Here is a 21,501-nt window from a genome sequence, read left to right as displayed (position 1 = left end):
ACGACCGTTCTACAAGATTTTTAAAGGAAATTACAATAGCTACTGACAAGTCACATCGCATCAATGGCGAAATCACTGCCCCTGAAATGCGTTTAAGCGGGGTCGATAACGAGCCACTCGGTATCGTAAGTTTGGCCGAAGCCTTCCGCCTGGCGGAAGAGGCAAACGTCGACCTGGTGGAAATTGCGCCTACCGCGCAGCCACCGGTGTGCCGTTTGATGGACTACGGCAAATTTAAGTATTCGGAGCAAAAGAAAGCTCACGAAGCCAAATTGAAGCAAAAGATCATCCTCGTGAAGGAAGTCAAATTCCGTCCGGGGACTGATGATGGTGACTACAATATCAAGTTGCGTAATCTCATCAAGTTCCTCGAGGATGGCGATAAAACCAAAATCACGCTGCGTTTCCGCGGCCGTGAGATGGCGCATCAGGATATTGGCTTCCGCATGCTGGAACGTCTGAAGGCCGATCTGGAGCCGTATGGCCAGGTCGAGCAGTTCCCGAAGATGGAAGGCCGCCAAATGATCATGGTTCTTTCGCCTAAGAAGAAGAAGTAAGCTACAATAGCGTTTTACTGTGGATCGACGTGGTTTGTGCCAGCATTGGCGCGACACCAGATTCCAGGCAGAATTTGCGCGGCCCGGTCAGCAATGCCCGGGCCGCGTGAACTGTAGTGGACTCGCATCCGCTGCACAACATGTGAAAGCAGGCATCTAAGCGCAGCGTCGTGTTGCCACCTGCAATCCTGTTATAAATGGAGCTGTCCGTAAGAGGACAGATTGCTATGCCTAAAATGAAGACCAAAAGCTCCGCGAAAAAACGTTTTCGCGTGCGTCCAGGTGGAACAGTCAAGTCGGGTCACGCGTTCAAACGCCACATCCTGACCAAGAAAACCACCAAAAACAAACGTCAGTTGCGCGGTACCCGTAACATCAACGCATCGGATGTCACATCCGTCATGCGCATGATGCCGACTGCTTAATCTCACACTCAATTTAAGGAGTTACTATGCCTAGAGTAAAACGTGGGGTTACAGCTCGTGCCCGTCATAAGAAGATTCTTGTTCAAGCTAAAGGCTACCGTGGTCGCCGCAGCCGTGTATACCGTGTTGCCAAGCAAGCAGTTATGCGCGCTGGCCAATACGCTTACCGCGATCGCCGCAACAAGAAGCGCGTTTTCCGCCGCCTGTGGATCGCCCGTATCAACGCTGCTTCCCGTGAGCATGGCGTAACGTACAGCGTATTCATGAACGGCTTGAAAAAAGCAAATATCGAACTGGACCGTAAAGTCCTGGCCGATATGGCTGTGATGGACAAGCCAGCATTCGCTGCGATTGTCAACGCAGTTAAAGCAAAAATCGCTGCGTAAGCATCGGTCATTGCACATCGTCATCCTCAGGGTGACGTCATAAAGAGCGGGGCAGGGGTGTGAACCTTATGCCCCGTTTCCGTTTTTGATTGTTGGACTTTTGATAAGCAAGTCCAGAATTGATGTCCAAAACAGGAAATGCCGCATGAACTCCCTAGAAGAACTCGTCGTCTCGGCCCAGGCTGACTTTATCGCCGCCGCAGACGCTGCCGCACTTGAAAACGCCAAAGCCCGCTACCTGGGCAAGACTGGCCAGATTACTGAAATGATGAAGGGCCTGGGCAAGCTGGACCCGGACGCGCGCAAGGCGCAGGGCGCCCTGATCAACGCCGTCAAAGTGCAGATCGAGGACGCGCTGACGGCGCGCCGTGACGCACTGGCCGATGCCCAGATGCAAGGCCGTCTGAACGCCGAAGCGATCGACGTGACCCTGCCCGGCCGTGGCCGCATGCCCGGCGGCATCCATCCCGTGATGCGCACGTGGGAGCGCGTCGAGGAAATCTTCCGCTCCATCGGTTTCGACGTGGCCGACGGCCCCGAAATCGAGAACGACTGGACCAACTTCACGGCGCTCAACAGCCCGGAAAACCACCCGGCCCGTTCCATGCAGGACACGTTCTACATCGATGGCAACGACACCGATGGCAAGCCTTTGCTGCTGCGCACGCACACGAGCCCCATGCAGGTGCGCTATGCGCGCACGCATACGCCGCCGATCAAGGTCATCGCGCCGGGCCGCACCTACCGCGTCGACAGCGATGCCACCCATTCGCCCATGTTCCACCAGGTCGAAGGCCTGTGGATCGCCGAAGACATCAGCTTTGCCGACCTGAAGGGCATCTACCTGAACTTCGTCAAGGCCTTCTTCGAGACGGACGACCTGCAGGTGCGCTTCCGTCCGTCGTACTTCCCGTTCACGGAACCGTCCGCCGAGATCGACATCGCCTTCGGCTCCGGTCCCTTGAAGGGCCGCTGGCTGGAAGTGTCGGGCGCCGGCCAGGTGCATCCGACCGTGGTGAAGAACTTCGGCCTCGATCCCGAGAAATTCATCGGTTTTGCTTTCGGCTCCGGCCTGGAACGCTTGACGATGCTGCGTTATGGCATCAACGACCTGCGCCTGTTCTATGAAGGCGACTTGCGTTTCCTGAAGCAGTTCAACTAAGCATTGTTCCGTTTGATTCATGGCGCTGGAGCGCCTGTGCGCTCGCGCTGTGAGCTTTGACCCTTTGAAGGCTTGATTATGCAATTTTCCGAAAACTGGCTCCGTACCATGGTCGATCCGAAGATGACTTCGGACGAACTGGCCCATCTGCTGACCATGTCCGGTCTCGAAGTCGAGGACGTCGATCCTGTCGCGCCCCCGTTCTCGAACGTGGTGGTGGGCCTGGTCCTGGAGATGGAGAAACATCCGAACGCGGACCGCCTGAACGTGTGCCAGGTCGACGTCGGCACGGGCACCATGCTCAACATCGTGTGCGGCGCGCCGAACGTGCGCCCGGGCCTGAAAGTCGTGTGCGCCATGGCCGGCGCCGTGCTGCCGCCGGGCGCCGATGGCAAGCCGTTTGAAATCAAGGTGGGCCAGCTGCGCGGCGTCGAGTCGCAAGGCATGCTGTGCTCCGCGCGCGAACTGAAATTGTCGGAAGAAAACGCCGGCTTGCTGGAATTGCCGGACGATGCGCCCATCGGCCAGAATTTCCGCGATTACTTTGCCTTGAACGACTTGAAATTCACCATCAAGCTGACGCCGAACAAGGCGGACTGCCTGTCCGTGCTGGGCGTGGCGCGCGAAGTGTCGGCCTTGACGGGCGTGCCCCTGAATGCGCCGCAATTTGGCACCGTGCCCGTCACCAGCGATGAGATCCTGCCCGTCAAAGTGAGCGCGCCTGACCTGTGCGGCCGTTTCACGGGCCGCGTCATCCGCGGCCTGAACGCCCGTGCCGCCACGCCGGACTGGATGAAGCAGCGCCTCGAGCGCAGCGGCCAGCGTCCGCTGTCGGCCCTGGTCGACATTTCCAACTATGTCATGCTGGAACTGGGCCGTCCCAGCCACGTGTTCGACCTGGCGAAGATCCACGGCAGCCTCGACGTGCGTTGGGGCAAGGCGGGCGAATCCGTCAAGCTGTTGAACGGCAATACCGTCGCCGTCGACGAGTGGATCGGCGTCATCGCCGATGAGCAGGAAATCGAATCCCTGGCCGGCATCATGGGCGGCGACGCCAGTTCCGTGTCGGACGATACGGACAGCATCTACCTGGAAGCGGCTTTCTGGTGGCCAAATGCGATCCAGGGCCGCGCGCGCCGTTTGAATTTCTCGACCGATGCGGCGCACCGCTTCGAGCGCGGCGTCGACTTCGCCACCACCGTCGAGCATATCGAGCGCATCACGGCCCTGATCGTGGAAATCTGCGGCACGCCGGCCACCACCGTCGGCCCCGTCGACGACCACGTGGTGAACCTGCCGCAGCGCCAGCCTGTGACGATGCGCACGGCACGCGCGCAAAAAGTCATCGGCGTGCCCCTCAGCGATGAGCTGATCGCCGACATCTTCACGCGCCTGGCGCTGCCGTTCACCTTGGCGGACGGCGTGTTTTCCGTGACGTCGCCCAGCTACCGTTTCGACATCGAGATCGAGGAAGACCTGATCGAGGAAGTGGCGCGCGTGTACGGCTTTGAAAACATCCCGACCCTGCCGCCCGTGGCAGCGAACGTGATGCAGATTGCACCAGAAAATACCCGCTCCTTGTTTGCGGTACGTCATGTGCTGGCCGACCTGGGATTCCAGGAAGTGGTTAACATGAGCTTTGTCGATACGGCATGGGAGCGCGATTTCTCGGGCAACACGCAGCCGATCAAATTGCAGAATCCGATCGCCAGCCAGATGAGCGTGATGCGCTCCTCGCTGATTGGCAGCCTGATCGCCAACGTGCGCTACAACCTGAACCGCAAGACGAACCGCGTGCGCATCTTCGAAGTGGGCGCCATCTACCAGCGCGACGACAGCGTGGAAAACGGCCCCCTGTCGGTGGCCGGCTATGCCCAGCCGAAACGCGTGGCGGCCATGGCCTACGGTGCCGTGGCGGACGAGCAGTGGGGCCAGGCCTCGCGCACGGTCGACTTCTTCGACGTGAAGGCGGACCTGGAAGCGCTGTTCGCGCCGCTGGTCCTGCGTTTCACCAAGGCGGAGCATCCGGCCCTGCACCCGGGCCGTTCGGCCAACGTGGAACTCGATGGCAAGGTCATCGGTTTCATCGGCGAATTGCACCCGCGCTGGATGCAGAAGTATGACCTGCCGCTGGCGCCCGTGCTGTTCGAAGTCGATGCCGCGGCCCTGACGCAGCGCAAGGTGCCCGTGTACCAGGAAATCTCGAAATTCCCTGGAGCCAGCCGCGACCTGGCCGTGGTCGTCAAGCAATCCGTGGCCGTGCAGGATGTGCTCGACAGCTTCCACGCGGCCGCCAAGGCCAGCGCGGCAGCACGTATCGTGCAAGCCATTGTTTTATTTGATGAATATCGTGGAAAAGGGCTGGAAGCGGATGAAAAAAGCCTTGCTTTCCGGATTAGCTTGCAAGATACTCAAAACACCCTGCAAGACGATGTCGTCGATGGCCTGATGGCTGTCCTGATCGATGCGGCCAAGCAGGGCCACGACGCGAAACTGCGTTCGTAATTACCGGACTGGCCGTCGCCTTGGGTGACGGCCTTTCCGTCGTCAACCGTAGACGGGCCTGCCATTTGGCGGGTTCGGGCGCACAGAAAAGGCAGGGCAGGAAAATTAATAATAGCGACGTTGATTCCGCCGTACTGCAATCCGCACTGGCCGCCGATCTGCATCGGGCCATGCTGGTTGCCAAAGTGCGCCAGGAAGCGGAAAAAGATCTACCCACCTTGACCAAGGCGGAACTGGCCGAACTGTTGTTCGAACAGGTGGGCCTGAACAAGCGCGAAGCAAAAGATATGGTCGAGACCTTTTTCGACGAGATCCGCAATGCGCTCGAGCGGGGCGAAGCCGTGAAATTGTCCGGATTCGGCAATTTCCAGCTGCGCGACAAGCCGCAGCGGCCGGGCCGCAACCCGAAGACGGGCGAAGAGATTCCCATCACGGCACGCCGTGTCGTGACCTTTCATGCCAGCCAGAAGCTGAAGAGCATGGTCGAAGAGACCAGTCCGCTGGCCCGTGCTGCCTGAGTGAGTGGCGATGAACGAGCGCATCAGTAAAACGGAGTTGATCGCCTTGCCGCCCATTCCGGCGAAACGCTATTTCACGATCGGCGAGGTGAGCGAGCTGTGCGGCGTCAAGCCTCATGTGCTGCGTTACTGGGAGCAGGAGTTTTCCCAGCTCAAGCCGGTCAAGCGGCGCGGCAACCGCCGTTACTACCAGCACCACGAAGTGCTGCTGATACGGCGCATCCGCGAACTGCTGTATGAACAGGGCTTCACCATCAGCGGCGCGCGCAACAAGCTCGACAGCCGTGGGGCGGGGCATGCCGTCATCGACGATTTGCCGCTGTTGCCTGCCGTGCCAGTGCCGCCACAGGAGGCGCCGCTGGACCGCGGGTGGATACGCAATGAATTAATTGCGATTTTGAACTTGCTAAAATAAGATTTGTACCAATATAGGCCGGGTTGTGCGATACCGGCAGATTATACTGGGTGCTTGCAGCGCCGCTCACGTACGGCGCGCCGCATTTTGAATATAATGTTAATGTTGCGTTTTTGTTAGTAACGCTGAACCGGAGCAGCGTTCAGGTTCCGGTAGTCTTTCCCAGGCCAGGAAAATTTAAGGGGAAACAATGATACGCGTTGCCATTTGTGATGATCACCAAATAGTACGAGCTGGATTCAAACAGATTTTTTCGTCGTCAGGCGATTTCAGTGTCGTGGCGGAAGCCGGCACGGGGCGCGAGGCGCTCGATATCGCCCGCCGCGAGATATGCGACGTGCTGTTGCTCGATATCGCCATGCCCGACCAGAGCGGCATCGATACCTTGCGCACGATCCGCCAGGGCCAGCCGGAATTGCCCGTGCTGATCCTCAGCGGCTATCCTGCGCAGCAATATGCGCTGAACCTGTTCAAGATGGGCGCCAATGGCTACCTGAACAAGGAATGTGAGGCGGACGAGCTGATGACGGCCGTGCGCACCGTGTTCCAGGGCCGCCGCTATGTCAGCTCCACCGTGGGCGAGTTGCTGGCCCAGTCCTTCGACCGCGATACGAATGCCGCGCTGCATACGGAATTGTCGGACCGCGAGTTCCAGGTCTTCCTGCGCCTGGCGCGTGGCGCCACCGTGTCCGATATCGGCGTCGCCTTGTCGCTGAGCATCAAGACGGTGAGTACCTACCGTACGCGCATCATGGAAAAAATGGGCTTGCAATCCAACAGCGACTTGACCTATTACGCAATGAAAAACAATTTGCTTGACTAGCGCGGCGGTGCGATCATGGACTCATGATCGCCCGGCATGCCAGCCAGGCACAACTTGATGTTGTGCAGTGCAGCAGTTTGTGGCGAGGATTATAATTGGCCGGCGCCGGCCCTCTCTCCCGCGCCGAACCTTGCTAAGGATGCACATCAGGATGTATTTCACCGTTGAACCGGCCCCGAATCACCGCCTGCCCCTGTACAAGACGATACTGTGCGTTGTTTGCGCCTTGCTGCTTGTACTCAATGGTTTCAGTCTCTTCCATAATCTGCAGTCGCTGAAGGGCACGAATGCCTTGCTCAGCCAGAGCGCCCGCGTGGCCGACCGCCTGCAATATCTGAACGTGCTCGTGCTCGATGCGGAAAGCAGCTTGCGCGGCTATTTCATTTCCGGCTCGGAAACCTACCTGGGACCGTCGAAAACGGCGACCACGGAAATCGAAAATGAATTCAATGAGCTGCAGACCTTGCTGGCAGGCAGCCCCACGCAGCTGAAGAACCTGACCCAGCTGAAAACCTTGATTCGCCGCAAGATGTCGATGCTGCAACAGTCGATCGAGGTCTACAAGCAGGGCGGGCTGGCCGAGATCGTCAATATCTCGCGCGTCACCGATGACCGCGCCACCATGGACGAGATCCGCTTGCAGGTGGTGATCATGACGCGCGAACAGAATGAAGCGCTGTCGTCCGGCAGCGCCGCCTTTTACCACGAGTACCAGAAGGCCGTGCTGCTGGGCATAGGCATCAATGCGCTGGCCATCCTCGTGCTGATCATGTTTTACCAGCTCGTGCGGCGCAGCTTCCAGAACCGGGCCGCCGTCGAGTATGCTTTGCAAAATGCCAACGATACCCTGGAATCGACGGTAACCAAGCGCACGGAGCAGCTCTCCGTGCTGTCGCGGCATTTGATCAGCGTCAATGAAGTGGAGAAGGCGCGCCTGGCGCGCGAGTTGCACGACGAGCTGGGCGCCAACCTGACGTCCATCAGCATGGACTTGGGCGCCGTCACGCAGCAGCTGGCACACGCGCAGCCGGAACTGGCCGCGCAATTGCGCCGCGCCAAGGCGACCCTGCTGGAAACGGTGGAGCTGAAGCGCCGCATCGTCGAGGACCTGCGCCCCAGCCTGCTGGACAACCTGGGCCTGTGCGCCGCCATCGAAAGCTATTGCGAGGATTTTGCGCGCATGAGTTCGGTGCGCTGCGATACGGACGTGGCCATCAATATCGACAACCGCGAAGCGACCCTGACGATCGCCCTGTTCCGCATCGTGCAGGAGTCGCTGACCAATATCCTGAAATATGCGCGCGCCGGCATGGTCAGCGTGACCCTGAAGCGCAACGAGCACGGCCTCGTGCTGCGCGTCATCGACGACGGCATCGGCATCACGGAAGAGGCGCTGCAAAAGCCCATGTCGCACGGCTTGCTGGGCATGCGCGAGCGGGCCCTGCTGCTGGGCGGCACGCTGACCGTGCGCCAGGGACCGGAAGGCAAGGGTACGTGCGTGGAAGCCGTGATTCCCTTGCCGCTGACGCCGGAGCCGGAAGAACTCGACGAAGACGCCAGCGTTTGAGTCGTGACGGGCAAAAAAATGGCCGGGCATGCAGCCCGGCCATTTTTTTATCCACGCCGCCCGGTCAGGGGCGGTCCCGCATCAGCAGCGCGACACGTCGCGCAGCAAGCGGTCGTATTCCGTCTTGGCGACCTTGTAGCACTCGCCCGCGTAGCACTCGAGCCCGGCGCGGTCCAGCACCGTGATGTTGCCGCGGCGATAATGGATCAAGCCTTCTTCCTGCAGCTTGCCGGCGGCGGCCGTGATGCTTTCGCGGCGCACGCCCAGCATGATGGAGATCAGCTCCTGCGTCACTTTCAATTCGTTCGAAGGCGAACGGTCCAGGCGGTCCAGCAGCCAGCGGCACAGTTTTTGCTCGATCGAGCTGTGGCGGCCGCCGACGGCGTTCTGCGCCATCTGCGCGAACAGGGCATTCGTGTAGCGCATCAGCAGCTGGGGCAGGGCGCCGCCTTGATTGAAGGCATCGCGCAGGCTTTGCGTCTTCAGGCGGTAGCCGTAGCCGGCGCTTTGCACGACGGCCGTGCACATGGCCCGTTCGCCTGCCAGCAGCGAGGCACCGGCCACGCCTTCATGGCCGACGACGGCGATTTCCGTCGTGGCGCCGTCTTCCATGACGTACAGCAGTGAAATGATGGCGGTGGTGGGGAAGTAGCTGTATTCCAGGTTGTTACCGTAGGCATACAGTTCCTTGCCGAAGGGCAGTTCCACCAGTTCCAGGTCCTGGAACAGCGATTCGAGCGCGGCGCGCGGCAAGGCGCCCAGCAATTCATTCTGTTGAGCACTACTGAGGCTGACCCGGGACGCAAGCTTGATCTCCCGGCCCGCCGCCGGCATGGCGCGTGGCAGCAACTGGTTCTTCTGGACCGGGGTGCTAAGTTGAGTATGGTTCATAGTATTCCTCGCAGGCTTTTTTACATCGGAGTGCGACTGCTGCGTTGCTGGCCGGAGGTGCCGCCCTCTCCATCGGTGAAGGGAGGCAACAGCGTTTTTTCCGGCCGCGCAGTACAGATCGCGATGTAGCTACTTTAAAAGCTTATGTAAGTGGCGAACATAAGATTAGCAGTCGCCACTTTGTAGTCTCTTTTGAGGTGAAATTGTAGTCCTTGTCCTACATGCGCACGTTTGCCTGTCAAGCCTTGCGCCGTTCCCCGCGATTTTGTGATATTACGCGCGGTTTATTGGCGCTCCACAGGCCTGCCGGACGCACGCTGGGCAGGCTGTCGCGCGCCGCCGGCGCCGCTGCCTGGCGCATGGCGGCGGCCCCATTGTCGCCCAGGCGGAAGCGGCTGACGGCCTGCGTCAGCGCCTCGCCTTCCTCGTGCAGGCGCAGCGAGCCGGCGCGGGCTTCGTCGACGAGACCCGCGTTCTGGCGTGTCATGTCGTCGATCTGCGCCAGCGCCACGTTGATCTGCGCAATCTCGCCATTCTGCTCGGCGCCGGCGCTGCTGATGCGCCCGATGACTACGGCCACCTGCTGCACCGCGTCGACGACTTGCCGCATGGTGCTGCCCGCTGCATTGACCAGGTCGCCGCCGGCGTCCACGGTGGCCACGGAATCGCCGATCAGGCGCTTGATCTGCTGCGCCGCCTCGCTGGAGCGCTGCGCCAGGCTGCGCACTTCGGCCGCCACGACGGCAAAGCCGCGCCCCTGTTCGCCCGCGCGCGCCGCTTCCACGGCCGCGTTCAAGGCCAGGATATTCGTCTGGAAGGCGATGCCGTTGATGACGCCGATGATGTCGACGATCTTGTGCGAGCTGGCCTTGATCGAGGCCATGGTCTCGACCACGGCGCTGACGGTTTCGCCGCCGCGCAGGGCCACTTCGGCGGCCGACGCCACCAGGGTGCGTCCCTGTCCTACGTGCGCTTCGTTGCGGCCCACGGTGGCCGTCAGCTCGCGCATGGAGTCCACGGTGGCGCCCAGGGCCTCCGACTGCGTGGCCGTATGGCCGGACAGGGCCGCGTTGCCCTGCGCGATATCGGCGCCGGCCGCCGCGATGACGGCCGCGCCGCCGCGGATTTCCTGCACCAGAGTGGCCAGGCCATGCGTCATGGCGCCAAAGTCGCGCACCAGGTCGCCGATCTCGTCGTGCGCCTGCGAGGTGATGCGCTGCGACAGGTCGCCCGCCGCCGCGGCAGCCACGGCCGTGCGCAGCTGTCCTACATCGCGCGCAAAGGCGGCATAGAAGCCGGCGCACAGGTAGGCGGCGGCCAGCAGCACCAGCAGCATGGCGGCCAGGATCAGGGCGCGGCGCGCCTCGTCGCGCGCGATGCGCTCCAGCAGCAAGCCGTCCAGGGCGTTGGCCGAGGCGCCGGCGAGGGCGTGCAGGGCATCGATGGCCTGCATGCCGGCCGCGTGGAATTGCGCGCCCGACGTCTGGTCGTAGGAGTTCGTCACTTCATTCTTCGTGCGTTCTAGGAAGGCCAGCGCGGCCGGCACGGCTTTCAGGGCCGGCTGCAGGCTGGCGGCCAGCGCCGGCTTGGCGGCGATGATTTCCGCATAGCGGGCCGGCAGGCGTTCCAGTTCGTGGCGCGCGATCAGCGCCGTGGCGTTGACCAGCTGGTCTTCATTGGCCTCGAACAGGCCCGTGTCGATATAGGCGGCGCCGCGCCCGCCGATGTCGGCCAGGCTCTCGGCCAGGTCGGGCAGGGTGGCCGTGAAGACGGCGCTCAGGTGGTTGGCGCCCGCGTCCGGGTCCAGGCTCAGGTGCGAGCGGTCGGCCACCAGCTGGCCCAGCTTGCCCGCCTGGCGCAGCAGCGCCGTGTGCGCCGCGTAGCTGTCGCGCGCCGCGAGGCCCGCCTGGCGGCCCAGCAAGGCTTGCCACTGCTTGTTCAGTTCGGCCGCCTGCGGCAGGCCCGCGCCGGCCGGCAGGCGCGCCAGGGCCGCCAGCGCGGCCGTGATGCGCGGCGCCAGGGCCGCGTTGTCCATGCCGGCCTTGCCGCTCAGGCGCAAGTGTTCCAGGCCGCGTCGCTGCTGCAGCAGCCGCGTGGCCTCCTGCAACTGGCGCACATAGGCCACGCCCCGCTGTGCATCCTGCGCCTGGGCCAGCGACTTGCCCAGTTCCGAGATCAGCAGGGTGGTCGCCAGCGCCAGCGGCAGCAGGAAGACGAGGCAGACGAGCATGAACTTGGGCAGCAGGCGCAGGCGCTGCATGAGGCGGATGGCGGGGGTGAGGAGGATTTTCATCGGATTTCCAGGGTAGGGTGGCAACATTTCTGCAGCGCAATGTTGCCTGCGGATTGTGACCCCTTGATGAAGTGCGCCCAGAGAAGGCGATTTTGCCGTCCGCCAGAGTGAAGCAGTTCACACGGAAGGCCGATCCTTCTGTAAAATCGAGGGTTTTTTGCGAGGGCCATATTATGGTCACCAATATGGCCAACGAGAACGACAGCAACACCCCCGATTCCACCGACAGCGCGGACAGCGCCGCGGCATCCGTCAGCAGCAAGGCGCCGGCCGTGATCGCGCGCGAAGTGCAGCGCCGCCGCACCTTCGGCATCATTTCCCACCCGGATGCGGGTAAAACCACCTTGACGGAAAAACTGCTGCTGTTCTCGGGCGCGATCCAGATGGCCGGTACCGTCAAGGCCCGCAAATCGGGCCGCCACGCGACGTCGGACTGGATGGAGATCGAGAAGCAGCGCGGCATTTCCGTCGCCTCCTCGGTGATGCAGTTCGAATTCCGCGACCACGTCGTCAACCTGCTCGACACCCCGGGCCACCAGGACTTCTCGGAAGATACCTACCGCGTGCTGACGGCCGTCGACTCGGCGCTGATGGTGATCGATGCGGCCAAGGGCGTGGAAGCGCAGACGATCAAGCTGCTGGCCGTCTGCCGCATGCGCAATACGCCCATCGTCACCTTCATGAACAAGATGGACCGCGAGACGCGCGATCCGCTGGAACTGCTCGACGAACTGGAATCGGTGCTGAAGATCCAGTGCGCGCCCGTCACCTGGCCGATCGGCATGGGCAAGAACTTCCGCGGCGTGTATCACCTGCTGAACGACGAGATCATGCTGTTCAAGGCCGGCGAGGAAAAGGCCGACGGCGCCTTCGAAATCATCAAGGGCATCGACAATCCGCGCCTGCAGGAGATGTTCCCGCTTGAGATGGATCAATTGCGCATGGAAGTGGAACTGGTGCACGGCGCCTCGCATCCGTTCAACCTGGAGGAATTCCTCTCCGGCGTGCAGACGCCCGTGTTCTTCGGTTCGGCCATCAACAACTTCGGCGTGCGCGAGATCCTCTCCGCGCTGGTCGACTGGGCGCCGGCGCCGCGCGAGCGCGATGCCACCGTGCGTTCCGTCGATCCGACCGAGCAGCCATTCACGGGCTTCGTCTTCAAGATCCAGGCGAACATGGACCCGGCGCACCGCGACCGCATCGCCTTCCTGCGCGTGTGCTCGGGACGTTTCGAGCGCGGCATGAAGGTCAAGCACCTGCGCCTGGGGCGCGAGATCAAGGTGTCGAACGTGGTGACGTTCATGGCGTCGTCGCGCGAACAGGTGGAAGAGGCGTACGCCGGCGACATCATCGGCTTGCCGAACCATGGCAACATGCAGATCGGCGACAGTTTTTCCGAAGGCGAGATGCTGACGTTTACGGGCATCCCGTACTTCGCGCCGGACTTCTTCCGCTCGGTGCGCATCCGTAATCCCTTGAAAATCAAGCAGTTGCACAAGGGCTTGCAGCAGCTGGGCGAAGAGGGCGCGGTACAGGTCTTCAAGCCGGTGCAGGGCGGCGAACTGGTACTGGGCGCCGTCGGCGTGCTGCAGTTCGAGGTGGTCGCCAGCCGCCTGCTCAACGAATACGGCGTCGATGCCGTCTTCGAAGGCACCAGCATCAGCAGCGCGCGCTGGGTCAGCTGCGACGACAAGCGCGTCCTGCAGGACTTCGAGAACGCGCTGGGCCACAACGTGGCCTACGATGCGGCCGGCAACATGGCCTACCTGGCCACGTCCGGCGTCAACCTGCGCCTGACGGAAGAGCGCTGGCCGAAGCTGAAGTTCCACGCCACGCGCGAACATTCGGCGAAACTGGCCTGATGAACCTGCAGTAGGTGTCAGAAAGGGCAGAACCGGCGGTTCTGCCCTTTTTTTTACACCGGCAAGATCGTGCGCGTGCTCCAGTCGCGCCGCTCCAGCAGCAGCGCCGTCAGCTGCGCCGCCGTCATGGGGCGGGCGAAGAAGAAGCCCTGCACGTTGTCGCAGCCCGCCTTGCGCAAGAATTCCACCTGCTGCAGCGTTTCCACGCCTTCGGCCACCACTTTCAGGTGCAGGCTGTGCGCCATGGCGATGATGGCCGTGACGATGGCTTCGCCCTCGCCGGGCAGGTCGTGCACGAAGCTGCGGTCGATCTTCAGCTGGTCGATGGGCAGGCGCTTCAGGTAGGACATCGAGGAATAGCCGGTGCCGAAATCGTCGATGGACAGGTGGATGCCCGTGTCCTGCAGGCGCCGCATCAGTTCCACGTTGGCGTGGACATTATCCATCAGGACCCCTTCCGTGATTTCCAGCTCCAGCAAGCCATGCGGCAGCTGCGTTTCGTGCAGGATGGCGTGGATGTCGTCCATCAGGCCCGGGTCGCGCGCCTGGCAGGCCGACAGGTTGACGGCCACGTGCTCCAGCGAGTCGAGCAGGCCCGCCTTGCACCAGCTGGCCGCCTGGCGGCAGGCGCTTTGCAGCACCCAGCGCCCCAGGTCGACGATGATGCCGCTTTCCTCGGCCACGGGGATGAATTCGGCGGGGCTCAGCTGCCCCATCTCGCGGCAGGTCCAGCGCACCAGCGCTTCCACGCCGACGATGCGGCCGCTGCGCAGGTCGATCTGCGGCTGGTAGTGCAGATACAGCTCTTCGTTCTGCAGCGCGCGGCGCAAATTGGCCTCCATGCGCAGGCGGCGCTGGGCGCGCAGCTCCATCTCGGACTGGAACACGGCGTAGCGGTTCTTGCCCTGGTGCTTGGCGTGGTACATGGCCGTATCGGCATTGCGCGTGAGGGTGGCCACGTCGTGCGCGTCGAACGGGTACAGGCTCACGCCGATGCTGGCGCTGACGTACAGCTGGTGGCCTTCAAGGGCGAACGGCTCGGCCAGCACGGCGAGGATCTTGCGCGCCACGCTGGCCATTTCCGAGGCGTCGTCGGCCGGTTCGACGATGACGACGAATTCGTCGCCGCCGATGCGGCAGATGATGTCGGTGGTGCGCAGGATGGCCACCAGGCGTTCGGACACCAGTTTCAGCAGCTGGTCGCCGCAGTGGTGGCCCAGCGTGTCGTTGACCACCTTGAAATTGTCCAGGTCCAGCAGCAGCAGGCCCACGCTGCTGTCCTGGCGGTCGGCGCGCGCCAGCGCGTAGGCCAGCGCATCGTTGAACTCATGCCGGTTTGGCAACTGCGTGACGGGATCGACGTGGGCCAGGTAGTGCAGGTGGTTTTCCGCCTGCTGGGCGGCGAGGCGCGTGCGGCGCACCAGCAGGGCCGTCAGGCCGAAGGCGCACAGGCTGACGAGCAGGGTGAAGGCGGCGAAGTGCGCCAGGCTGCGGTATTGCTGCGCCAGGCTGGTGCGCAGGAGCAGCGCGCCCCCGCCAGGCAGGGACTGGACGAAAGTAGCGTTGCCGGTCAGAAAATCTACCTGCATGCCCGCGCGCGCTGCGGCGGGCGCGGCACCGGCAGCGCTGCGCGCATAGCGGGCAAATGGCTGGCCTCCCGGCTGGTACAGCAGGGCCTGCTCAATGTGGGGGGCGGCGGCAAGGGCGGCCAGCGTTTGCTCTGCGGCAAGGCGATTGTCCTGGCGCAAGGCCAAGGTGGCGGCCGGGGCCAGCATGCCGGCCTGTATCTGCAGGTTGCGCTGCAGCGATGCTTGCAAGAAAAACCATTGGAACAGCACCAGCAGCAGGCTGGCGGCCGCCAGCATGGCCGCCGCGGCCAGCAGGTTCAGCCTGGCTACCTTGTCCCCGCGCAACTGCGCCGAGGGCAGCATCAACGGAGCCATCATGGCGCCCTTCCTTGCCGGCCCCGCCTGCCGCCGCCCCGTGTCATCCCGCCTTGCCCTGCCATACTTTACGTTCCAGTCTGATGAAAACCGATGTGAGCCGGAACTCTCAACGTGTTGTTAAGGCCGACATATTGTCATTTTGCAGCGTGAAAGTACAGGGGATGCAGCCATGCACGTGCCACGGCGTCCGGACGGCCGGCAACGCAACCGCGGTTGCCGGGAAAAACGGCGGCGCCAGCCTGCGGTACGGACGTGTCTTTCTAATAATAATTTATCCTGATTTTAATCCTTTTTTCGGCAGCATGTTTTTCCCCCTCAAAAATATGCTCCACCGTAAATACAATGCCGTATGGAATATCTCGCCTAGCCCTGCGGGAATGTGCGGGCACTGCCGCATTTTTTTGACGAAGATAAATATTACATTGCAAGTCATTGATTTTTATAAATTTTAATGGGGAATGTACAAACGCTATGGCCTTGCTCCGCGAGTTCGTCCATAATCCGCTGATGATGGACGTCCTGATGCTGTTTGTTTTGTCTGTTGCGGCCAAGTCCGCTGCCGCCAGCAAAACCGGACGCCGCCCTAATGATAAATAGTGAGGATATCTTGGAAAAAAAACCAAAAATTATTTTGTCGTCACAAGACCTGGAACGACTGGAAGCGTTGTTGTATGCCTTGGGAAATAATCTGTCGCCGGACAAGGCCGCCTTGCTCGATGAGCTGGGCCGTGCCGAGGTGCTGGAACCGCAGGAGATTCCCCCGACCGTCGTGACGATGAATTCCACCGTGCGCTTCACGGTGGAAAACAAGGAAGAGTTTTGCCTGACGCTCGTGTATCCGAAGGACGTGGAAGGCCAGGCCGACCGCATTTCCGTGCTGGCCCCCGTGGGCAGCGCGCTGCTGGGCCTGTCCGTGGGCGACAGCATCGCCTGGCCCATGCCAGGCGGCGTGGTGAAAGTGAAGATCGAGGAAATCGTCTATCAGCCTGAACGGGCCGGTGAATACCACCGCTAAGCAGTGATGGCGGACGGCGCCTGCCGTTCGCCCGCCAGGCCGTGTTGCCAATACTCAACTATTGCGTTGCACGCGCACCACCAGCCATCCGGCCACGACCGTAAACGTGACGATGATGGCGACGATGATCCAGAAGCCCTGCGGATGCTGGGCCAGCGGAATCCCCCCCACGTTCATGCCCAGCATGCCGGCGATGATATTGATCGGCAAGGCCAGCACGGTGACGATAGTCAGCACGAACAGGCTGCGGCTGTTTTCCTCGTTGACCCTGGCGGCGATCTCTTCCTGCAGCAGCTTGATGCGTTCCTGCAGGGACGACATGTCGCTGAGCACCACCGAAAATTCCTCCGTCGACTGGCGCAGTTCCAGGCTGTCGAGCTCCGATACCCAGGAAGGCGGGCGCTGCAGCAGGCGGAACAGGGCCGCCGGTTCCGGTGCCAGCAGGCGCTGCAGCCGTACCAGCACGCGGCGCATGGCGCCCAGGTCCTCGCGCTTCGGCACCAGGCGCCCGGCCAGCAAATGATCCTCGATATCGTCGACCCGCGCCACGGCGTCGCGCACGATGTTGACCAGCACGTCGGCCTGGTCGCGCAGCAGATGGATCAGCAGTTCCACCGACGAGCGGATCGGCTCATGGTTCTTGAGGACGGCCTGGCGCAGGCGCTCGATCGACTGCAGCGGCGCGCGCCGCGCCGTGATGACGAGGTTTTGCGCCACGCTGGCCCACATGGTGGAAATGTCGGACGCTTCGAACGAAAAATTGTGCACCACATCGTTGACCACGGCGATCAGGGTGTTTTCCGCCTGTTCGATGCGCGTGGAGCGGGAGCCCTGGTGCAGGGTTTCATAGAATTCGCCGGCCAGCTGCGTATGCGCCTGCAGCCATTTTTCGCTGGCCGCATGCGACAGGTTGAAATGCAGCCAGGCGAATTCGTGCGCCGGGTGGGCCGCGCCGGCGGCCAGCCAGGCCAGGGCGGCAGAGGAATCCAGCGCCAGCGGCTGGGCTTCGCGGCCAAACAGGAAGCCCCAGACGAGGCCCGAGGTGTCCGAACCGTAGGTAAAGCCGGCATTGTCCATCGCCATCGTGAATCTTTCTCGCGCAGTGTGATTGATCGTCGCGCGATTCTAATACACGGATGTGTCGGGAAAATGACAAGGCCACCGCGCGCGGTGGCCCTGGTGTTCATGCGGATCAGCTGCGGCGCGGATTGTCGGGGCGGCGGTCGTCGCGGTTCGGGATGCCGTCGCCGTCGCGGTCATGGCGGTTGCCATTGTCGCGGTCATAGCGGTTGGGGATGCCGTCGTGGTCGCGGTCGCCGTTCGGTCCGCGCGACCAGCGGCCCTGTTCCATCTGCCAGCGGCCATCGCGCTGGTTCCAGGCGGGCGGTGCATACACGTAGCCGGGGCGTTCGGCGATCCACACGCCGGGAGTCCAGGCGTAGCGCTGGCTGCGCCATTCCCAGTGGCCCGGTGCCCAGACGTAGCCGTGGCGGGCGCGGGGGATGGCTTCGCGGCGCGGCGGCGGCGGGGCGATGCGGATGTCGTCATAGCGCACGGGCTGTACCTGCGCCGCGACCCAGCCGCCGCGGTCCAGGCGCCAGCGGTTGTTTTCCTGTATCCAGGCGGCGCGGCGGTACTGGTTGCCGTTCCGTTCGCGCAGCCATTCGCCGCCTGTCCAGACGTGGCGCTGGCCGTCCCAGTTCCAGTAGCCCGGTGCCCAGACATAGCCGGCGCGCGGTGCGGGCACGCTTTCGAACCGTGGCGGGGGCGGGGCGTTGCCGACGACAATGCTGACGCCGACCTGGCCTTGTGCCATGGCTTGCGCGGGCAGGAAGGCCGCGGTGCTGATGGCAAGCATGGCTGCTGCGTAGAGTGTGATGGGTTTCATTTCCGTCTCCATTTCGGTAATTGCGTGAAATGGACTATAGCGGCTTGCTGGCGGCGTTTTCGCCTTTGATTCAACTTATTACAATTGACACAATGCTGTGTGTCCGTGTATCCGTGGCCGATACAAATGGCGGCCTGGCGCGGCAGTCTTCAAGCGGGCGCCAGGCGGCGTGCTGTCGGCATGGATGGCTCACAGGGTGCTGGTGCCGGCATTGCCCAGCAAGGCTTGCCGCTCCTGGATCAGCGAGATTTTCTTTTCCTGTTCCGTCATGCGCTTGGCGCTGACCACCACGACGGGGATGGCGTTCGCCTGCGCCACATCGGCGGCCTTGGCGGTCGATGGCTGCATGAAGCTGGCGTAGCTGGCACCGCAGGCGATGGCGACGGCGACGGTGAAGATGGCTTCCATGTTTTTCAAGGCTTTCATGATCGTTCCTTTCGGGTGGCGGGTGGGGATGTGTGTACTGTAGCCATGCGCATGCCGGCGCGCCATGCGGATGCGACCAGCCGTGGTTTTGGCGGGACGGCCTGCAAAAAAACGGCACTGAAATGCCGTTGGCCCGATCCGGCGAGCCGACCGCTTGAATTGAGGCCTAAATAGCCCTGTATCCGGGCATATGAATGTAATTGCCGCATGGCATTATTTGACGCTGCACCATGCAGTGCCCATGCTGTGCGCGGCCAGTGCTGCGTCAGCTGTCCTGCTAGAATCGGCATGGCGGCACCGTCGCGTGCACAATCATTCTCATCAGGAGTCACACATGTTCCAATTGTTTGGTTTTGGCGGCGCCCGCTGTCCCCGTTGCGAGCACAGGAATGGCGCCGCCGCCGGCTACTGCGCGCAGTGCGGCCTGTCGCTGGGCGCGCCCGACAGCGATGCGGTGCTGCATGCCAACCAATGGCGCCTGGCCGACGAGCAGCTGGCCCTGTTCTTTGGCGTGCGCGAACTGTCTTCCCTGTTCGGCAGCGCCGCGCGCCGCCTGCAGGTGCCCGCCGAATCGCGCGCCTGGATCGTGCAGACGGACGCTTTCACCTTGATACCCCCGGGCGACTACGACAGCGCCGCCTTCTTTGCCCGCCTGCCTGGCCTGCTGCCGGCGCGTCCGGCCGAAGTGCTGATCGCCCGCGCCGATGCGCTGGGCCTCGAATTCGACTTGCCCGACCTGGCCAGCACGGAACTGCTCGGCGTCGCCGCTGCCCTGCGCGTCGACGTCGCCCTGGGCCAGCCCGATGCGTTTGCGCGCCAGTTCATGCGCGCGCCGGGCGCCGTCACGCGCGCCCATTTGCACGCCTTGCTGCTGCCCTCCGTGCGCCAGATCGCGCTGGAATTCATCGGCAGCCGCGCGCTGCGCGAGATGGAGGCGCATGCCGACCTGCGTCCCGAATTGAACGAACGCCTGCAGTCGGCGCTGACGCAGCGCCTGGCGCCGTCCGGCCTGGCCGTGGCGCGCGTGGAGACCCTCAGCCTGCGCCACGACAAGCGCGCAAGCGGTGCGGCAGAGAGCATCGGCACCCTGTGGCTGGGCGGCGTGCCGACGCAGGAACTGGAACGGCACAGCCTGGAGCGCATGCAGCAGCTCGACCAGCTGTATGACGAGGAAGAGTGGCAGCGCATCCGCCGCGAGGAAATGGCGGCGCGCCACGCGCAGCGGCGCGCCGAGCTGCAGCAGGACGCCACGGTCGGGAAGGCCGAGCTGGGCCACCAGGAAGCGGAGCGCCTGCAGGCGCTGCGCGGGCGCCAGATCGACCTGTATGGCCGCATCCTGGAAGCGAAGTCGCGGCGCCAGGCGCTGGACCACGGCGCCGCGCTGGCGCTGGGCGAGCTGGAACAGGAACTGGCGCAGAAGGGCGCGCAGCGGGCCGACGAGGCTGCGAACTGGGAGCACGTGCGCGCGCTGGCCGCCATCAAGATGCGCAGCGAGCTGGAACTGTCGCAGCTGAACGGGCGCGAACAGATCCAGATGGCGCAGCAGCGCTTCACGCACCAGGTACATTTGCAGTCCATCGCGCAGCAGATCGAGAGCGCGCTGCTGATCGACGACGAGGCGGGCCGCCGCGCCCAGCTGGCGCGCCTGCGCCAGGCCGAGATGGAGGCGGCGCAGCGCGAGGCGCAGCTGGAAGCGGAGCAGCACAAGGCCGCCTGGCAGGGCCTGATGCTGGCGAATGCGGCGCGCAAGCGCGAGGCGGAGCGGGTGCAGGAGTGGGAAGACCAGATGCAGCTGGCGCGCCAGCGCGAACTGCTGCGCGCCGAGGCGCACAAGGATGAAGCGGCGCAGGTGCAGGCGGCGGAAATCGCCGAAAAGGTCGCGGCGCTGCGCCGCGGCGGCGTGCGCGAAGACGCCGTCGCGCAGCAGGAAAAGCTGCTGCGCACCATCGAGGCCGACGGCGTGCATGCGCGTCAGCTGCAGCAGCAGGCGCACCTGGCGCAGCTCGACGCGCTGGCCATCGAGGAACAGCGCCAGCAGCTGCGTCAGCTGGAACAGGAAGCGCAGTGGCAGCGCGACCTGCTGGCCATGGCGCAGCAGCGCGAAAGCGATTACGCGCGCTGGAAAGGCGAGTACGAAGCTTTGCTGGCGCAGCAGGCGCATGCGGCCGAACTGGCGCGCATCGACATCGACCGCATCGAGAAGATCGGCACCCTGAGCGACACCGGCAAGGTGGCCATGGCGCAGGGACCGAATGCGGCCGCGCTGGCGCAGGTGCTCAAGGTGCAGCTGCAGGCGGGCATGAGCGCCGAACAGATCCACGCCCTGGCCGCCCTGGCGGCGGCCGAGAACAGCGTCGCGCCGCTGGAGGCCATGCGCATGGCGCAGGACAGCGTGGCGCAGGAGCGCAGCTACCTGGAAGGCCAGGTGGAGCGCGAACGGCGCCAGCAGCTGGACCTGATCAACCTGCAGAACGCGGCGCATGCGCATGGCCTGTCGGCGCAGGCGCAGGTGGGCGTGGCCGTGGCGCAGGCGCTGCAGCCGGCATTGGCCAGCGCCGCGCCGGCGCGCTGCAAGAACGGCCATGCGCTGCGCGCCGGCCATCCGGAAGACAAATTCTGCGCTGCTTGCGGCGTCCCCCTGCAGCCTTGATTGGGAAGCGTTTCGCCTTAGATGATGCAAAAAGCACGAGACAAGCTGCGTGAACTGCGCGCCCTGCATGACGACGGGCTGCTCAGCGAGCAGGAATTCGAACGCCGCAAGAACGCCATCCTCGACGCCGAGTATGCGCCGCCCGGCGCCGCGCCCGCGCCGCTGCCCGTGC

The 21,501-nt window shown here is 63.2% G+C and carries 20 protein-coding genes; 14 read left to right on the top strand and 6 right to left on the bottom strand.

Annotation, left to right across the window (positions count from 1 at the left end):
- Positions 1-35 precede the first annotated feature (35 nt).
- From infC to EBS11_RS21555, 9 genes are all read left to right on the top strand, one after another.
- A complete protein-coding gene (gene infC / locus EBS11_RS21595) occupies positions 36-557 on the top strand; it encodes a translation initiation factor IF-3 (RefSeq protein ID WP_071650129.1) in 522 nt (173 codons plus the stop codon).
- 227 nt (positions 558-784) lie between these two features.
- Entirely contained in the window at positions 785-982 is a 198-nt protein-coding gene (gene rpmI / locus EBS11_RS21590) for a 50S ribosomal protein L35 (RefSeq protein ID WP_038493025.1), read from the top strand.
- 26 nt (positions 983-1,008) lie between these two features.
- A complete protein-coding gene (rplT, locus tag EBS11_RS21585) occupies positions 1,009-1,368 on the top strand; it encodes a 50S ribosomal protein L20 (protein WP_010399214.1) in 360 nt (119 codons plus the stop codon).
- A 145-nt stretch (positions 1,369-1,513) separates the two neighbouring features.
- On the top strand, positions 1,514-2,530 hold the full coding sequence (gene pheS / locus EBS11_RS21580) for a phenylalanine--tRNA ligase subunit alpha (RefSeq protein ID WP_092794222.1): 1,017 nt from the start codon (positions 1,514-1,516) through the stop codon (positions 2,528-2,530).
- A gap of 78 nt (positions 2,531-2,608) precedes the next feature.
- Positions 2,609-5,035 carry a phenylalanine--tRNA ligase subunit beta gene (gene pheT, locus EBS11_RS21575; protein ID WP_290606263.1) on the top strand — a complete coding sequence of 809 codons (2,427 nt, stop codon included), beginning with the start codon at positions 2,609-2,611 and terminating at the stop codon, positions 5,033-5,035.
- Between the two features lie 170 nt (positions 5,036-5,205).
- A complete protein-coding gene (locus EBS11_RS21570; protein WP_010399205.1) occupies positions 5,206-5,553 on the top strand; it encodes an integration host factor subunit alpha in 348 nt (115 codons plus the stop codon).
- Between the two features lie 10 nt (positions 5,554-5,563).
- The gene (locus tag EBS11_RS21565) at positions 5,564-5,968 is read left to right on the top strand and encodes a MerR family transcriptional regulator (protein ID WP_290606256.1); all 405 of its coding nucleotides are present in this window, start codon (positions 5,564-5,566) and stop codon (positions 5,966-5,968) included.
- Between the two features lie 190 nt (positions 5,969-6,158).
- Positions 6,159-6,791: a response regulator transcription factor gene (locus tag EBS11_RS21560; protein ID WP_176384676.1), complete on the top strand. Its 633-nt coding sequence runs from the start codon at positions 6,159-6,161 to the stop codon at positions 6,789-6,791.
- A gap of 151 nt (positions 6,792-6,942) precedes the next feature.
- Positions 6,943-8,358 (top strand): CHASE3 domain-containing protein, encoded by a 1,416-nt coding sequence (locus EBS11_RS21555; RefSeq protein WP_290606251.1) that lies wholly within the window; start codon positions 6,943-6,945, stop codon positions 8,356-8,358.
- Between the two features lie 81 nt (positions 8,359-8,439).
- Here the strand turns inward: EBS11_RS21555 and EBS11_RS21550 are convergent, their stop codons facing one another.
- Positions 8,440-9,249, bottom strand: coding sequence for a Crp/Fnr family transcriptional regulator (locus EBS11_RS21550; RefSeq protein WP_290606249.1), 810 nt, complete (start codon positions 9,247-9,249; stop codon positions 8,440-8,442).
- Positions 9,250-9,487: 238 nt separating this feature from the next.
- Positions 9,488-11,542, bottom strand: a complete 2,055-nt coding sequence (locus EBS11_RS21545; protein WP_290606247.1) for a methyl-accepting chemotaxis protein — start codon at positions 11,540-11,542, stop codon at positions 9,488-9,490.
- A gap of 185 nt (positions 11,543-11,727) precedes the next feature.
- Between EBS11_RS21545 and EBS11_RS21540 the strand changes: the two genes are divergently transcribed.
- Complete coding sequence (locus EBS11_RS21540) at positions 11,728-13,404, top strand: peptide chain release factor 3 (protein WP_290606302.1); 1,677 nt, start codon at positions 11,728-11,730, stop codon at positions 13,402-13,404.
- 53 nt (positions 13,405-13,457) lie between these two features.
- Here EBS11_RS21540 and EBS11_RS21535 read toward each other — a convergent pair whose 3' ends face one another.
- Positions 13,458-15,350 (bottom strand): EAL domain-containing protein, encoded by a 1,893-nt coding sequence (locus tag EBS11_RS21535; RefSeq protein ID WP_290606245.1) that lies wholly within the window; start codon positions 15,348-15,350, stop codon positions 13,458-13,460.
- Between the two features lie 80 nt (positions 15,351-15,430).
- On the opposite strand from EBS11_RS21535, the gene EBS11_RS21530 reads away from it, so the two are divergent.
- Positions 15,431-15,802, top strand: a complete 372-nt coding sequence (locus EBS11_RS21530; protein WP_290606244.1) for a hypothetical protein — start codon at positions 15,431-15,433, stop codon at positions 15,800-15,802.
- 155 nt (positions 15,803-15,957) lie between these two features.
- On the top strand, positions 15,958-16,365 hold the full coding sequence (gene rnk / locus EBS11_RS21525) for a nucleoside diphosphate kinase regulator (RefSeq protein ID WP_162835757.1): 408 nt from the start codon (positions 15,958-15,960) through the stop codon (positions 16,363-16,365).
- 54 nt (positions 16,366-16,419) lie between these two features.
- Here rnk and EBS11_RS21520 read toward each other — a convergent pair whose 3' ends face one another.
- The 3 genes from EBS11_RS21520 to EBS11_RS21510 all read right to left on the bottom strand — a co-directional run bounded on the left by EBS11_RS21520 (position 16,420) and on the right by EBS11_RS21510 (position 18,679).
- Complete coding sequence (locus tag EBS11_RS21520; RefSeq protein WP_290606239.1) at positions 16,420-17,448, bottom strand: transporter; 1,029 nt, start codon at positions 17,446-17,448, stop codon at positions 16,420-16,422.
- A 109-nt stretch (positions 17,449-17,557) separates the two neighbouring features.
- Positions 17,558-18,253 (bottom strand): YXWGXW repeat-containing protein, encoded by a 696-nt coding sequence (locus EBS11_RS21515; protein WP_290606237.1) that lies wholly within the window; start codon positions 18,251-18,253, stop codon positions 17,558-17,560.
- A gap of 189 nt (positions 18,254-18,442) precedes the next feature.
- The gene (locus EBS11_RS21510; RefSeq protein WP_290606235.1) at positions 18,443-18,679 is read right to left on the bottom strand and encodes a hypothetical protein; all 237 of its coding nucleotides are present in this window, start codon (positions 18,677-18,679) and stop codon (positions 18,443-18,445) included.
- A gap of 334 nt (positions 18,680-19,013) precedes the next feature.
- Here EBS11_RS21510 and EBS11_RS21505 point away from each other — a divergent pair, with 334 nt between their 5' ends.
- Together EBS11_RS21505 and EBS11_RS21500 are read left to right on the top strand one after the other, a co-directional pair.
- Positions 19,014-21,329, top strand: coding sequence for a hypothetical protein (locus EBS11_RS21505; protein ID WP_290606233.1), 2,316 nt, complete (start codon positions 19,014-19,016; stop codon positions 21,327-21,329).
- Positions 21,330-21,350: 21 nt separating this feature from the next.
- Positions 21,351-21,501 (top strand): SHOCT domain-containing protein (locus EBS11_RS21500; protein WP_365955925.1); only part of this gene is annotated, 151 nt, incomplete at its 3' end.

Origin of the sequence: Janthinobacterium sp. (assembly GCF_009923995.1) — a bacterium.
GTDB lineage: Bacteria > Pseudomonadota > Gammaproteobacteria > Burkholderiales > Burkholderiaceae_D > Janthinobacterium.
This window is presented reverse-complemented; position numbering and strand designations above follow the sequence as displayed.